At 63.5% G+C, this 14982-nt stretch carries 15 protein-coding genes and 1 pseudogene; 13 read left to right on the forward strand and 3 right to left on the reverse strand.

All coding sequences use genetic code 11. The annotated features are described in order from the left end of the window. Nucleotides 1-17 precede the first annotated feature (17 nt). The 11 genes from nuoN to IVB23_RS38995 all read left to right on the forward strand — a co-directional run bounded on the left by nuoN (nucleotide 18) and on the right by IVB23_RS38995 (nucleotide 11436). Nucleotides 18-1454, forward strand: a complete 1437-nt coding sequence (nuoN, locus tag IVB23_RS38945) for an NADH-quinone oxidoreductase subunit NuoN (protein WP_247802099.1) — start codon at nucleotides 18-20, stop codon at nucleotides 1452-1454. Between the two features lies 1 nt (nucleotide 1455). Then, nucleotides 1456-2262, forward strand: a complete 807-nt coding sequence (locus IVB23_RS38950) for a biotin--[acetyl-CoA-carboxylase] ligase (RefSeq protein WP_247802100.1) — start codon at nucleotides 1456-1458, stop codon at nucleotides 2260-2262. Then, nucleotides 2262-3932 carry a ribonuclease J gene (locus IVB23_RS38955; protein WP_247802101.1) on the forward strand — a complete coding sequence of 557 codons (1671 nt, stop codon included), beginning with the start codon at nucleotides 2262-2264 and terminating at the stop codon, nucleotides 3930-3932. The genes IVB23_RS38950 and IVB23_RS38955 overlap by 1 nt, the downstream gene beginning before the upstream one ends. Before the next feature lie 66 nt (nucleotides 3933-3998). Beyond that, nucleotides 3999-4403: a methylmalonyl-CoA epimerase gene (mce, locus tag IVB23_RS38960; protein WP_131868161.1), complete on the forward strand. Its 405-nt coding sequence runs from the start codon at nucleotides 3999-4001 to the stop codon at nucleotides 4401-4403. 9 nt (nucleotides 4404-4412) lie between these two features. Then, nucleotides 4413-4688, forward strand: coding sequence for a DUF1467 family protein (locus IVB23_RS38965; protein ID WP_194393708.1), 276 nt, complete (start codon nucleotides 4413-4415; stop codon nucleotides 4686-4688). 216 nt (nucleotides 4689-4904) lie between these two features. Beyond that, nucleotides 4905-5258: a hypothetical protein gene (locus tag IVB23_RS38970; RefSeq protein WP_247802102.1), complete on the forward strand. Its 354-nt coding sequence runs from the start codon at nucleotides 4905-4907 to the stop codon at nucleotides 5256-5258. Between the two features lie 128 nt (nucleotides 5259-5386). Next, entirely contained in the window at nucleotides 5387-5995 is a 609-nt protein-coding gene (locus tag IVB23_RS38975) for a class I SAM-dependent methyltransferase (protein ID WP_247802103.1), read from the forward strand. Nucleotides 5996-6136: 141 nt separating this feature from the next. Then, on the forward strand, nucleotides 6137-7447 hold the full coding sequence (gene mtnK / locus IVB23_RS38980; protein WP_247802104.1) for an S-methyl-5-thioribose kinase: 1311 nt from the start codon (nucleotides 6137-6139) through the stop codon (nucleotides 7445-7447). A 324-nt stretch (nucleotides 7448-7771) separates the two neighbouring features. Next, nucleotides 7772-9532 (forward strand): B12-binding domain-containing radical SAM protein, encoded by a 1761-nt coding sequence (locus IVB23_RS38985; protein WP_247802105.1) that lies wholly within the window; start codon nucleotides 7772-7774, stop codon nucleotides 9530-9532. A gap of 211 nt (nucleotides 9533-9743) precedes the next feature. Further along, nucleotides 9744-11024, forward strand: a complete 1281-nt coding sequence (locus tag IVB23_RS38990; RefSeq protein WP_247805033.1) for a lipoprotein-releasing ABC transporter permease subunit — start codon at nucleotides 9744-9746, stop codon at nucleotides 11022-11024. A gap of 157 nt (nucleotides 11025-11181) precedes the next feature. Next, entirely contained in the window at nucleotides 11182-11436 is a 255-nt protein-coding gene (locus tag IVB23_RS38995) for a hypothetical protein (RefSeq protein ID WP_247802106.1), read from the forward strand. A 143-nt stretch (nucleotides 11437-11579) separates the two neighbouring features. Here the strand turns inward: IVB23_RS38995 and IVB23_RS39405 are convergent. Then, nucleotides 11580-12205 (reverse strand): annotated as a pseudogene (locus tag IVB23_RS39405) (LysR family transcriptional regulator). A 122-nt stretch (nucleotides 12206-12327) separates the two neighbouring features. Between IVB23_RS39405 and IVB23_RS39010 the strand changes: the two are divergent. Further along, nucleotides 12328-12720 carry a RidA family protein gene (locus IVB23_RS39010; RefSeq protein WP_247802107.1) on the forward strand — a complete coding sequence of 131 codons (393 nt, stop codon included), beginning with the start codon at nucleotides 12328-12330 and terminating at the stop codon, nucleotides 12718-12720. A 45-nt stretch (nucleotides 12721-12765) separates the two neighbouring features. Further along, entirely contained in the window at nucleotides 12766-13449 is a 684-nt protein-coding gene (locus IVB23_RS39015) for an L-2-amino-thiazoline-4-carboxylic acid hydrolase (RefSeq protein WP_247802108.1), read from the forward strand. Nucleotides 13450-13477: 28 nt separating this feature from the next. On the opposite strand, the gene IVB23_RS39020 is transcribed toward IVB23_RS39015, so the two are convergent. Together IVB23_RS39020 and IVB23_RS39025 are read right to left on the reverse strand one after the other, a co-directional pair. After that, complete coding sequence (locus IVB23_RS39020; protein WP_247802109.1) at nucleotides 13478-14008, reverse strand: VOC family protein; 531 nt, start codon at nucleotides 14006-14008, stop codon at nucleotides 13478-13480. Between the two features lie 102 nt (nucleotides 14009-14110). Continuing rightward, on the reverse strand, nucleotides 14111-14959 hold the full coding sequence (locus IVB23_RS39025) for an alpha/beta hydrolase (protein WP_247802110.1): 849 nt from the start codon (nucleotides 14957-14959) through the stop codon (nucleotides 14111-14113). Nucleotides 14960-14982 lie beyond the last annotated feature (23 nt).

Raw genomic sequence — 14982 nt, forward strand, 5'->3', positions numbered from 1 at the left:
CAGGTCAGGATATCGCCATGAGCTTTGAGACTGCAGGTTATCAACTGGCGCCGGTGCTGCCCGAGCTCGTGCTCGCGGTCGGCGCGATGGCGCTCCTGATGCTGGGAGCCTATCGCGGGCAGGAGACGACCAGGACGGTCACGTCGCTGTCGGTGGTGCTCCTGATCGTGGTCGGCGCGCTCGTCTACATGCAGCCTGCGGTCAGGCAGGTGACCTTCGGCGGCAGCTTCATCGTCGACGACTTCGCCCGCTTCATGAAGATCCTGGCCCTGATCGGTTCGGCGGTAACGCTGGTCCTGTCGACCGAATTCCTGTCCGACCCGTCGCGCCGCATCTTCGAATATTCGATCCTGGTGCTGCTCTCGACGCTCGGCATGATGGTGCTGATCTCGGCCGGCGACCTGATCTCGCTCTATCTCGGCCTCGAGCTGATGTCGCTGGCGCTCTACGTCGTGGCGGCCTCGAACCGCGACAATGCCAAGTCGACCGAAGCCGGCCTGAAGTATTTCGTGCTCGGCGCGCTGTCCTCGGGCATGCTGCTCTACGGCGCCTCGCTGGTCTATGGCTTCACCGGCACGGTGAGCTTCACCGGGATCGCCGCAGCCGCCACGGTCTCGAATGTCGGCCTTCTGTTCGGCCTGGTTTTCCTGCTCGTCGGCCTCTGCTTCAAGGTCTCGGCCGTGCCGTTCCATATGTGGACGCCGGACGTGTATGAGGGCGCGCCGACCCCGGTCACCGCCTTCTTCGCGTCCGCGCCGAAGGTGGCCGCGCTCGCCGTCTTCACCCGCGTCACGCTGACCGCATTCCCCGGCATCGTCTCGCAGTGGCAGCAGATCCTGGTGTTCGTGTCGATCGCCTCCATGGCGCTCGGCTCCTTCGCCGCGATCGGCCAGACCAACATCAAGCGCCTGATGGCCTATTCGTCGATCGGCCACATGGGTTTCGCCCTGGTCGGCCTCGCCTCCGGCACGGTCGAGGGCGCGCAGGGTGTCTTGATGTACATCGTGATCTACGTCGCGATGACGCTCGGCTCGTTCTCGATCATCCTCGCCATGAAGCGCAACGGCCAGGCGGTGGAGCAGATCAGCGATTTCGCTGGCCTGTCGCGGACCAATCCGCTGCTCGCCTTCATGTTCGCGATGCTGCTGTTCTCGCTCGCCGGCATCCCGCCGCTCGCCGGCTTCTTCGCCAAATGGTACGTCTTCGTCGCCGCCATCAAGGCGAACCTGTTCACGCTCGCCGTCATCGGCGTGCTGACCAGCGTGGTGGGTGCCTATTACTACCTCGCCATCGTCAAGACGATGTACTTCGACGAGCCGGCCGGCCAGGTCGATCCGGTGCGCATCGAAGTGCGGACGGTGCTGGCGGTCGCGGGCCTGTTCAACATCCTGTTCGCGCTGTTCGCAGGTCCGGTGGTGAGCGTCGCCTCCGCCGCGGCAAAGTCGCTGTTCTAGGATGGCTTTCGCGCTCGGTTCTCGCGCACTGTCGGCGGGCTATAAGCTCGCAGCTTTCGAGCGGACCGGCTCGACCAATACCGAGGCGATCGAGCGCGCCAGGGCCGGCGAGCGTGGCCCGATGTGGTTCGTCACGTCGGAGCAGACCGCCGGCCGCGGCCGCCGCCAGCGCGCCTGGATTGCGCCCAGGGGCAATCTCGCAGCCAGCATCCTCGAAGTGATGGACGTCGCCCCGGCCGTCGCCGCCACGCTCGGCTTTGCCGCCGGACTGGCAGAGGAGGCGGCACTGGAGAAGGTCAGCCTCGAGGCAGCGCTGCGCCTCGGCGAGGGCCGCCCCCGCTACGCGTTGAAATGGCCGAACGATGTGCTGGCCGGCGGCAAGAAGCTGGTCGGCATTGGCCTCGAGGCCGAGGCCGTCAGTGGCGGCCTCGCTGTCGTCGTCGGCATCGGCACCAACGTGGTCGCAGCGCCCGAGGGCACCCCGACGCCCGCGGTGTCGCTGGCCGCCCTCGGCGTCCAGATCAGCGCGGAGGAGCTGTTCTCGGCCCTCTCGGACGCCTGGGTCGAGTTCCGCGGCATCTGGGACAATGGCCGCGGCTTTGCCGAGATCCGGAAGCTCTGGCTCGAGCGCGCTGCCGGCCTTGGGGAGAAGATCGCGATCCACACGGGAGCGATGACGCTGGAAGGCATTTTTGACACCATCGACGACACCGGCTGCCTGATCGTCCGCACCGCGGAGGGCCGCCTTGTGCCTGTGGCCGCGGGCGAGGTGTTCTTCGGCCCTGTCGCCTCCGTGGGAGCTGTGTGATGGCAAGGCCCGACGAACTGGTGTTTGCGCCCCTCGGCGGCGTCGGCGAGATCGGCATGAACCTGTCGATCTACGGCCTCGGCAACCGCCACCAGCGCGCCTGGCTGGCGGTCGATCTCGGCGTGTCCTTCGGCGACGAGGAGCATCTGCCGGGCATCGACCTGATAATGCCCGACATCAGCTTCCTGGAGAAGGAGCGCAAGAACCTCATGGGTCTCGTGCTGACCCACGCCCATGAGGATCATTTCGGCGCGATCATCGATCTCTGGCCGAAACTGAAGTGCCCGATCTACGCCACCAGGTTCAGCGCAGCACTGTTCGAGGCCAAATGTGCTGCCGAGCGCAATGCGCCTGAGATTCCCGTCACCGTGGTCCCCTCGGGCGGCCGCGTCGATATCGGCCCGTTCAACGTCGAGTTCATTCCCGTCGCGCATTCGATTCCGGAAGCGCATGCGCTGGCGATCCACACCGAAGCCGGCACGCTGCTGCATACGGGCGACTGGAAGATCGATCCGACCCCGACCCTTGGAGCGCCGACCGACGAGAAGCGGCTGCGCGAATTGGGCGAGCAGGGCGTGCTGGCCTTGATCGGCGATTCCACCAACGCCGTGCGCGACGGCCGCTCGCCGTCGGAAGCCGAGGTCGCCCGGACCATCATCGACCTCGTCAAGTCAGCCAAGGGCCGCGTCGCGGTCACGACCTTCGCCTCCAACGTCGCCCGCATCAAGGCGGTCGCCGAGGCGGCGAAGGCTGCCGACCGCGAGGTCGTCGTGGTCGGCCGCGCCATGGAGCGCGTGGTGCAGGTCGCCCGCGAGACCGGCTATCTCGACGGCGTGCAGAATTTCCGCTCGCCCGAGGTCTACGGTCACCTTCCGCCGGACAAGGTGCTGGCCCTGTGCACCGGAAGCCAGGGCGAGTCGCGTGCGGCGCTGGCACGCATCGCCAACGACGACCATCCCGAGATCACGCTCAACCGCGGCGACAGCGTCATCTTCTCCTCGCGCACCATTCCAGGCAACGAGAAGGCTGTCAGCTCGATCGTCAACAATCTCGTGCTCCAGGGCGTCGAGATCATCACCGACCGCGACGCTCTGGTCCACGTCTCCGGCCATCCCCGCCGCGACGAGCTGCGCGACCTGATCTCCTGGGTGAAGCCGCAACTGCTGATTCCCGTTCACGGCGAGGCCCTGCATCTGCACGAGCACGCAAAGCTGGCGCGCGCCGCCGGCGTGCCGCGCGTGCTGGTCTGCCGCGACGGTGACCTCGTCAAGCTCGGCCCCGGCGATCCCGGCATCGTCGGCGAGGTGCCATCGGGACGTCTCTACAAGGACGGGACGATTCTGGAGGACTCCAAGTCCCGCGCGGTGATCGAGCGTCGCCGCATGGCCTTTTCCGGCTGCGCCTTCGTAGCCATCGCCATGACGGCGCAGGGCGAGCTCGCCGACGATCCCGAGGTCGATCTCGTCGGCATCCCCGAGAAGAACAGGGCCGGCGAGCTCTTCGACGACATCGTCTTCGATGCCGTGATGTCCACCATCGAGGGCCTGCCGAAGGCGCGTCGCCGCGATCCCGACGCCTTGGGCGAGTCGGTGCGACGCGCCGTCCGGGCCGTGATCAACGAACATTGGGGCAAAAAGCCTCCCTGTCTGGTACACGTACTGACAGTGTAATTGTGTCAGCATCTTCGGGAAGGCGGCCCGCCGCCTGTCCGGATCACGCGCTGAGGGAGAAGAACCATGCTGGGTCGCCTCAACCATGTCGCGATCGCGACCAGGGACGCGGTCAAGGCCGCAAAGATTTACGGAGCGGCGTTCGGGGCCGAGATCTCGGAAGCCGTTCCGCTGCCCGAGCACGGCGTCACCACGGTGTTCGCGACCTTGCCCAACACCAAGATCGAGTTCATCGAGCCGCTTGGCGAGGCCTCGCCGATCGCGAAGTTCCTCGAACGCAACGCCGACGGCGGCATCCACCATGTCTGCTACGAGGTCGTCGACATCATCGCCTCGCGCGACACGCTGGTGAAGGAAGGCGCGCGGGTGCTGGGCGACGGCGTGCCGAAGATCGGCGCCCACGGCAAGCCGGTGCTGTTCCTGCACCCGAAGGACTTTTCCGGCGCGCTTGTCGAGATCGAGCAGGCGTAAGGCCGCCCCATGGCCATTCAGATATCGACCGCGCTTGCGATCTACTTCGTCATCTGGTGGGTCGCGCTGTTCCTGACGCTGCCGTTCGGCGTGCGCAGCCAGCACGAGGATGGCGTCGGCGCGCCCGGCACCGATCCCGGCGCGCCGATCCTGACGCGCATGGGCCGCAAGCTGATCTGGACCACGATCATCTCGGCGGTGATCTACGGCCTCGGCTTGGCGGCTTATCATGCCGGATATCTCTCGATCGAGCGTCTGTCGAAACTGATGGGAATGCCGTTCTAGATCCATCGTCGTGCGGCGCATCCTTCGAGACGCCCGCCTTTGGCGGGCTCCTCAGGATGAGGACAGGAGTGCGCGGCAGCAGTCTCAACGGGCATCGCTGTCGGTTAGCCTCATCCTGAGGAGACCGCGAAGCGGTCGTCTCGAAGGACGAGGCGCTTGCTTCATCTCACTGCGTGCTTAGAATTTTGCGCTTGTTTGCTTGCTCGGGGAAAACAAATGACTTTTCAACGTATCGTCGTCGCGCTTCTGGTGCTGATCGTCGCCGGCCTTGGTGCCGTCGGCTATTTCGAATGGAGGATGGCCATGCAGGTCCGCACCCTGAAGGCGTTCGTCGAGGGCTCTGTCTTCAACGAGGCGGTGATGGCCTGCGAGCAGGCCAAGAGCTCGACGCCGTTCAGGTGGAACGGAGGCAAGAGCACCTCGGTGATCGGCCTGAGCTCGGTCAAGCTCGATAAATACAACGTCAGCGCCAGCTACACGCTGGTGGCGGACGGCGTCTATTGTGATTTCGATCCGATCAAAAGGAAGGCCGACATCGGCTCCAGCTTCCTGGAGCGGGAAACCTTCTAAAGCGCGATGCGATTGGGATGAATCGTCATCGCGCTTTAGGTTATTGTTTGAGCATGATCTTTTCGGAAAACCGCTGCACACTTTTCCGGATCATGCTCTAGTCGCGAACGAAGCGCATGAGTTCTCGAATGGCATCGGACGCCGCCGACCACATCATCGATCTCTATCAGCGCAAGGCATCGGACTGGATCGAGAGCCGTGCACGGAGCGGTCTGTTCGAACAGGCCTGGCTCGACCGTTTCCGTGCGCTGTTGCCACCCGCCGGCTCCGTCCTCGATCTCGGCTGCGGCTCGGCAGAGCCGATGGCGGGATACCTGATCGGACTCGATCATCCCGTGACGGGGGTGGATTCCTCGCCGGCGATGATCGATGCGTGCCGACAGCGTTTTCCGAAGCCGGAATGGATCGTTGCCGATATGCGCCGGCTTGCGTTGGGACGGCAATTTGGCGGCATCCTTGCCTGGGATAGTTTCTTCCACCTCTGCTTTGACGACCAGCGCCGCATGTTCCCGATCTTTCGCGACCATGCGAGGCCGGATGCGGCGCTGATGTTCACGAGTGGCCCCGCGCAGGGCGAGGCGATCGGAGCGTTCGGCGGCGAGCCGCTGTATCATGCCAGTCTGGATCCGGCCGAATATCGTTCACTGCTGGATCGGAATGGATTCCGCGTCGTGTCGCATGTGGTCGAGGACCCCGATTGCGGTGGGCACACCATCTGGCTGGCGCAGCGCCTTTGAGACGCTGCGGCAAGTCGCGGCAGGAGTCGCGCTAGCCGCCGGTCGCGCCTTATGGATAAGATGGCGGTCAAAGAACAGGCCGGCTTGAGCTCCTGAAACGGGAGTGGACAACTACTCCAGCGCCGGCACGGGGGGACCGGCATGAGTTCAGCGCACCGACCATCGGCTGATCCGGGGCAGGAAGACTATCGAATTCTCCATGAACCCGACCTGCGGGACTACGTCGCCCGAATTCCGGTGCTTGCGGCCGGACTTGGTGGTGAACCGTCCTCCTGGGCGATCACCGAGGTCGGCGACGGCAATCTCAACCTCGTCTTCATCGTCAAGGGCGCGCGCAGCGGCGTCGCCGTGAAGCAGGCGCTGCCCTATGTCCGCCTTGTCGGCGAAAGCTGGCCCTTGCCGTTGTCGCGGGCACATTACGAATACCTGGCGTTGACGCGCCAGGCCCAGCTCGCGCCCGGCCTCGTTCCGGCCGTGCTGCATCATAACGACGGGCTGGCGCTGACGGTGATGGAGCTGCTCGAACCTCACGTCATCATGCGCAAAGGGCTGGTCGTCGGAACGCAATATCCGCGCTTCGTGGACGACATCACCACGTTCATGGCAAGGACCTTGTTCTTCACCTCCGACCTCGCGCTCTCCGCCGCCGAGAAGAAGGAGGGCATCGCGGCCTTTGCCGGCAACCATGCGCTGTGCAAGATCACGGAGGATCTGATCTTCACCGATCCCTACCGCATCGCCGAGCAGAACCGCTGGACCGCGCCATATCTCGATGGTCTGGCTGCGGCCTTGCGCGACGACCTTGACCTGCACGTCGCGATCTCCCGGCTGAAGCTGAAATTCATGGCGGGCCCCGAGGCGCTGATCCACGGCGACCTCCACACCGGCTCGATCATGGTGACGGAAAGCCGGACGCGGGTGATCGACCCGGAGTTTGCTTTCTACGGTCCGATGGGATTCGACGTCGGCGCGGTGCTGGCCAACCTCTTGATGGCCTATTTCGCCTCCGCCGGCCACGAACGCGCACCGGGCGAGCGGAAGGCATTCGAAGGCTGGGTGCTGAAGACGGTCGCGCAGGTCTGGAACGAATTCGCACGCAAATTCCTCGACCTCTGGCGCGGTGGGGCCGCCGGCGACGCCTATCCCATCTCCCTCTTCGCCGGTGAGCAGGGCGCCGCACGTCTCGAGGCCGAGCGCCACGCCTACATGCAACGCCTGTTCGCCGATACGGTCGGCTTCGCCGCCGCCAAGATCATCCGCCGCATCTTCGGACTCGCCCACAACATCGACTTCGAGCTGATCGAGGACCCGCGACGACGGGCAACCAGCGAGGCGCGTGCGGTGCGGCTGGCGCGGGCGATGATGGTGGAGACGGCAGCGTTTCGGACGATCGCCGACGTCACCGGCGCCGCGCGAAAACTGCGGGATTGGCAGCCGGAATTGTCCGGCTGAGACGGAGCTTCTCCGCGCGCATCAGGGGTCCCGTCTGGGCTGATGCGCCGAAGGGGAAAGTCGCGTCTATTCCACCACGGCGTGTACTCACAAAAGGCGAACATGTCAGGGGAATCTTGGGATCAATCAGAGCATTATCGCACGTGCCCCGGAGCGGACGTCTTGCGCACCAGCTGGCGAGGATGCAGCCCCATTTGTGCCGAACATGCCATAGCGCCGTCTGCGGTTAGCTGACCGGATGTTTTCGTGCCACAGCTCGTCGTCTTTTGCGAGGAGCTGACGGAAACCGGTTGGCCTTTGACCGAGATCGAGCTACCCTTGCTCATGAGGAAGAGCAAGACTTTCCGGCTCGTTCTGATCAAGCCGTCACATTACGACGACGAAGGCTATGTCATTCGATGGTGGCGCGGCGGCCTGCCTTCGAATTCACTAGCCTGCCTTTACGGCATCGCGCTCGATTGTCGTGAACGCGGGGTTCTCGGGCCCGATTGCAACATCGAGATCGACGCCATCGATGAGACCAACTGGAAGCTGCGTGTCGCGGATCTGGCGCGCGCGATCAAGGCCGCGGATGCCGGCATGGTGATGCTGGTCGGGGTCCAGTCCAACCAGTTTCCCCGATCGCTCGATCTGGCGAGACAGTTTCGCAAGCTCGGAATACACGTTGCGATCGGCGGCTTCCATGTGTCCGGCACCCTCTCGATGCTGCCGGAGCGCGATGTCGGCGTTCAGGAGATGGTGGACCTCGGTGTGTCGGTCTTCGCAGGCGAAGCCGAGGGACGGCTCGAGGGGCTGTTGCAGGATGCGGTCGCCGGGCGATTGCAGCCTCTCTACAACTACATCGACGATCTGCCAGACCTGGAGAGCCAGCCTTTGCCGATCATTCCCCGCCAGCAGATCGGAAGGGTCATCGGCCACACCACGAGCTTCGACGCGGGGCGCGGCTGCCCGTTCCAGTGCTCGTTCTGCACCATCATCAACGTGCAGGGCCGCAAGTCGCGACGCCGCAGCGCCGACGACATCGAGGCCGTGATCCGCGCCAACGTCGCTCAGGGCGTCTTCGCCTTCTTTCTCACCGACGACAATTTTGCGCGCAACAAGGATTGGGAAATTTTGCTCGACCGGATCATCGCCCTGCGCGAGAAGGAGGGCTGGGACCTCCGTTTCACGATCCAGGTCGACACGCTCTGCCACAAGCTGCCTAACTTCATCGAGAAATGCGCCAAGGCCGGCGTCCGGCGATGCTTCATCGGTCTCGAAAACATCAACCCGGACAGTCTGCTCGGCGCCAAGAAGCGGCAGAACAAGATCACTGACTATCGCGAGATGATGCTGGCCTGGAAGAGGGCCAGGATCATGACCATCGGCGGCTACATTATCGGCTTTCCCAACGACACGCCGGAATCGATCGTCCGCGACATCGAGATCATCAAGCATGAGCTGCCGATCGACATGCTGGAGTTCTTCTTCCTGACGCCGCTGCCGGGCTCGGAAGACCACAAGACGCTCTACTTGAAGGGCGTCGCGATGGATGTGGACCTCAACAAATACGACCTGGACCACGTCACGACGGACCACCCCGCCATGTCCAAGGCGGACTGGGAGCGGGCCAACGAGCTCGCCTGGAACACCTATTACAGCTGGGAGCACATCGAGACGCTGATGCGGCGTGCCGCGGCGATGGGCAATAATGTCGGCAAGATCGGCACCTACGCGCTCTATTTCAAAGGCTACCATCCCATCGAGCGCGTTCATCCGCTCGAAGGGGGTGTGCTGCGGCTCAAGAGCCGCGACGAGCGCCGTCCGCATCTGCCGGTCGAGCCGGCCTGGTCGTTTTATCCTCGCTATGCGGCCGACACCGCCGTGAAGGCCGTACAATGGGCTTCGCTCGCTCTGCGCCTCCACCGGCTGGCGCGCAAGGTCAAGTCGGATCCGCACCGGCTCGCCTATGTCGATGCGGCGATCACACTGCAGGCCGACGAGACCGCGAGTCTGGATTTGTACAAGACGCGGTCCAGCCAGGCGTTTCTCGATCAGCGGCGGCATATCGAAGAGGCACAGAAAGCTAAGTTGGCCGGGGGATAGTTGCCGACCGGTGTTAGTTGATGTGTCACTCGCCGCGAACCATCGGATCAGATTGACCGACGTCCAGTTGCGCCGAACAGGGAGCGCGGAGATTGCGGGGCGGATGGCTTTGGTCTCGACCGAGGGCTGATACGCCGAAGGCGCGGCTCAGCCACACGCCAGGGTAGCTTAACCGATCATAACGGGACAGAATGGCGGACCTCATCGGATGATGGACGAGACCGTGATGGATTCGCCGCAAGCAGGACCTTTTGCACCGTTCGAATGGATGCTCGCCGCACGCTATCTACGCGCCCGTCGCAAAGAGCGGTTTGTCTCAGTCATCGCGGGGTTTTCGTTTCTGGGAATCTTGCTCGGGGTCGCCACGCTGATCATCGTCATGGCGGTGATGAACGGCTTTCGCACCGAACTTTTGGGCAAGATCCTCGGGTTCAACGGGCATATTGTGGTGCAGCCGCTAGAGACCCCTTTGAGCGACTGGCAGGATGTCGCCGAGCGCATCGGTCAGGCGCAGGGCGTTCGGTTGGCGGTACCGGTCGTTGACGGCCCGGCGCTGGCATCGTCGTCAACCGCTTCTGGCGTTCTGGTGCGCGGCATTCGGGCGGCGGATCTCAATCAGCTTCCCTCGATAGCCAACGACATCAAGGACGGGTCACTCGAACATTTTGACGAGGGCCAAGGCGTCGCCATCGGCCAGGGCCTTGCCGATCAACTCTCGGTACATGCCGGCGAAAGTATCACGCTCGTTGCGCAACGCGGCGCAGTCACGCCTATGGGCATGATGCCGCGTGTCAAGAAATATCGAGTCGCGGCTGTCTTCGAGATTGGGATGTCCGAATACGATGCGGGCGTCATCTTCATGCCGATCGCAGAAGCGCAGGCCTTTTTCAACCGCAATCAGGATGTCACCGCGATCGAGGTTTTCACGGCCAATCCCGATCGTATCGAACTGTTTCGCAAGACGGTAGCAGAAGCGGCTGGTCGACCAATCTTTCTCCTTGACTGGCGACAGCGCAATACGACCTTCTTCAAGGCGCTCGAGGTCGAACGCAATGTGATGTTTCTCATCGTCAGTCTGATCGTTTTGGTGGCCGCGCTGAACATCGTGTCTGGCCTGATCATGCTGGTGACGGACAAGGGCAGCGACATCGCGATCCTCAGGACCATGGGCGCCTCACAGGGGGCGATCATGCGGACGTTCATGATCACCGGCGCTTCGATCGGCGTGGCGGGAACGCTGGTCGGCTTCGGCGTCGGGCTTCTCGTCTGCAGGAATATCGAAGCGGTTCGGCAATTGATGTCCTGGCTGACGCGCACCGAGTTGTTCCCACCAAAGCTCTATTTTCTGTCAAAACTACCTGCGGAAATCAATCTCGTGGAATCCGCCACGGTCGTGACCATGGCGCTAACCCTGTCATTCCTCGCAACGCTCTATCCATCGTGGCGAGCTGCGCGGCTCGATCCCGTCGAGGCTTTGCGACAGCGGGGTTAGTGCAGAGGTCATATGGTGGGCGTGTTGTGGGATGGATACGTCGCCTTCTGGTCCAACTCTGACCTCGGTGAGGCCGGCTTCGGTGCGGGGGGCACTTTGAAGCCGATGCCAATCGGGAACAGGTAAAGCTTGAAGAGGAATTAGCGGAGCTCGGCTAATGAGTGTCGGCACAAAACTTGGTTGGGCCTTCTTCGGGCTACTTGTGGTCTTGCTGTTCGGCTACGGGTTGACGCGCGGGATATTCGTGGGGTCGATGACAAATTACCAACCGAGCATGGGTGGTTTCTACACCTACAATTGCCGCTATCTTTATCCGGACGGGGTGAGGCTGAGGTTCGGAGGCGGGACGGGCAAGAGTCCGGACGAAGCTATTGACAGCTCCAGCGGCGCCTGTCCGCTCCTTGAACATTGAGCGATGCGCGCGATAAAATTTGCGACGACCTCATCAAAGCACCCCAATGCGTCGTCGAGCGACAGCTTGACGTATGCTCCGAACACAGGTTCATGGGCGAGAGATCGGATTGTCCGAAGCTGCCGCTATAACCTTCAGCCCCGTCAGCTCCCGACGCCGCCGACCAGACGTGGGCGGCGATTTGCGAGCGGTTTCGCCGCGGGCAGGGCGCACAGCCACGCGCGAAAACTCACGATCTCCGGACAATCCGCCGTGCCTTCCGGCGCAACCAGCCAATCACCTGCGCCCGATCCCTCATCGATCCGCTCGCAGCGATAGCCCGGATGGCGGCTCACGCCGCGGGCGATCAGCACGTCCACCTTGCCCTCCACGAGCTCGTGCAGGCCGGCGGGTTGCAGCACGCGCAAACCGATCTCCGCATGTTCGTTGCGAAACGCCGCAAGTTCGAGCCGGCGCAGGTCGTAACTGCCGTGGACCCCCACTTGCAGCAGCACTGCACCTGCCGGCCTCAATTGCGAGGTCGCCTCGGCAATGTGGCGGAAACCTTCGGAGATCCCTGGCAGATAGCCCCGGCCGGCTCGGTGAGGATGAGCTGCTTATGCAGCCGGTCGAACAGCTGCACGCCGAGGCGCGCCTCCAGCGCTTTCACCTGCTGTCCCACGGCGGCGGGCGTGACGTGCAATTCGTGCGCGGCCAGCTTGAAGCTGAGATGGCGCACGGCGGCCTCGAAGGCGCGGAGCGCGTTGAGTGGGGGAAGGGCGTAGGTCATTGCAACGCAGTTTGACACCGATGGGCCGCGGCCTTGCTATAGATTTTCTTATCCTGAACCGCAGCAATGATGGTTTGCGCAGCTTTGAGGCTGCCGGCTACGGTTGGCGCGCAAATAACGCCATGTCACCAGCTCACACCGTCAGCCACAATCCCGCAACGGTTCACCCGCCCGCCGGCGGCTATTGCATGGGACTAGAGGTGACGCAGCATCGCCGCCTGCTGTTCATCAGCGGCCAGGTGCCTGAGAAGTCCGATGGCACCGTGCCTGACGGCTTTGAGGCGCAATGCGAGCAGGCCTGGCGCAATATCAGGGAGGTGCTCGCCGCGGCAGGTCTCGGCGTCGAGCACCTGGTCAAGGTGACCACGTTCCTGACCGACCGCAGTCAAGTCGTGACCAACCGCGCCATTCGCCGCGCGATGCTCGGGGAGCACCAGCCGGCGCTGACCGTCGTGGTGGTCGAGACCGTCGACAGCAAATGGCTGCTGGAGATCGAGGCGATCGCCGCCGAATGAGGCGGCTCGTCGATGCTGCAATGAGCCAATCCTATCGGGTGTCCAATGGCTGAGATTCATCCGTTCTACCAGACGCACCGCCACGCGATGGAGGCCGCCATGCGCGAGCGAATAAACCTCGCTGAACCGATGCTCCGCGAGCGCGCGCATCTCTCCGATATGGACAAGGTCAGGCAGGAGGTGACGGACGAATTCGAGATCGTCCTCACGCAGATGCCCTATGTCGGCGGTGCAGCCAGCCGCATGAGCGATTTCTTCATGCGCCTAACCGGCTTCATGGCCATCAGTCGGGTGCTGCGGCGCCACGGCGCGCCGGTGCCCGTGATCGGTGAGATCGAGCGCGAGACCTGCAAGGCGCAGCTGCTGACGATTCCCGAAGCCGAGCGTCTCGCCGCAGGGCGTCAGTTCATGTCACGGGAGAACCAGGCCTTGATGCGCGAACAGGCGGCAGGGAGCGTTACACAAGCTCACCAAGCGGAGTTTCCGGAAGATTTCGTCGAGCCGGGTCCGCAAGACAGCTTCGAATTCGGCGTCGACTACAAGGCCTGCGGCTTCTGCAAGCTCGCGGCGCGCCGCGGCGACGCGGAGGTACTGCCGAACATCTGCGGCCTCGACTTCGTCGCCTACGCCGCGCGAGGCATCCGCCTGGAAAGGACACAGACGCTGGCCGGCGGCGCCAGCCACTGCAATTTCCGCTTCTCGCGGCTGCGGCCCGACGCCGCGACTTAACTGACGCGGATCCCATTTCCCGCCCTGCTCAGTGCTCGTCCTGCCACCTGCGCAGATCCGTCTGGTCATGATAGGCCATGCGGTCCGGCGTGGTGATGAATTCCATCGTCGTGCCCCAGGGCATGCGGCAGTAGCAGACCTTGTTTCCGGGACCTTTCTCGGTTGCATAGGGAATGGCGCGCGGCGCGGTGAGGGGTGTGCCTCCCGCCTTCTCGAAGCGCTCGACCGATGCGTCGATGTCGTCGGTGTAGAGAGCGAAATGCGTGATGCCGAAGTCGCTCGCCCGGATCGGCTGGGCTTGCTCGGGCCCGTGCATTTCGAAGAGCTCTATATCGGGTCCGGTTCCGATCTTGACCATCGCCTGCGCACGCACGACCGTCCCGGGAAAAGCGCCGACGGCCCGCTCGAATTCGGGTCCCTGCCGCGGCGGATCCTGCGGTCCGAAGGACTGGTAGATCACCTGGCCGCCGAAAGCTTCCACCAGGAACGATTTTGCTGCTTCGATGTCGGGCACCGTGATGCCGATATGATTGACGCCGCGAATGACGGGTGCGGTCATGACAGTCTCCTTTGCTGTTTATTCGATCCATCGCGTTTCTGCGGCGCAATTCGCCCGCAGCCTCGCGATCCGCCCGGCCCACGACGGCGCGGGTGCCGGGTTTCAATTGGCCTTGAGGAACTCGATCAGGGCGGCCGCGACTTCATCCGGCCGCTCGTCCGCGACATAGTGGCTGCACCGCGCGATCGAGCCGCCCCTCACATGGGTGGCGAACTCCTTGAGCATCGGCACCATCTGCGCACCGAACCGCTGGTCCCCACCCAGGCCAAGCACCGGTATCTCGAGCGGTTGCTTCTTGTACTCGAGCGCAGTCGCATGATCGGCGGCGAGGGTGCGGTACCATTCCATGCCGCCACGCGTGCGGCCAGGAAGCGCCATCGCCTTGGCGTAGATCTCGATGTCCGCCGGATTGAAGGTGCTGTGATCGTAGAACCGCTCTGCCATGAAGGTCGAAACATAGTCATATTCACGGCCATGAATCAGGCGCTCGGGCAGGTCGCGGTTCATATGGAAGCCGAAGTGCCAGAGCCTTGCGGTCGTCGCCTCCCATCCGGTCCAGCCGGGAAGCGGAACGTCGAGGACGGCCAAATGGGTAACAGCCTCCCGATAGATGGCGGCCTGCGGCAAGGCGACCATTCCGCCGATGTCATGTCCGCACGCGGCGTAGCGTTCATGCCCAAGGGCAACCATCACGTCATGCGCGTCGCGCGCCATCGTCGCCTTGTCATAGCCGCCCTGCGGGCAGTCGGAAAAGCCCGCGCCGCGCAGATCCATGGCCACCACGCTGAAATGCTCGGCCAGCAGCGGCATCACCTTGTGCCATTCCCACCATGTTTCCGGCCAGCCGTGAAGGAGAAGGATCGGCGGGCCTGAGCCTCCCGTGACGGCGTTGATCTTGATGCCATTCACCGGCACCAGCTGCTGGGTAAACCCCTTCAAAGATGCGATCATGATCGCTTTCCAGTCGGATGTTG

The sequence above is a fragment of the Bradyrhizobium sp. 191 genome, from assembly GCF_023100985.1.
GTDB lineage: Bacteria > Pseudomonadota > Alphaproteobacteria > Rhizobiales > Xanthobacteraceae > Bradyrhizobium > Bradyrhizobium diversitatis.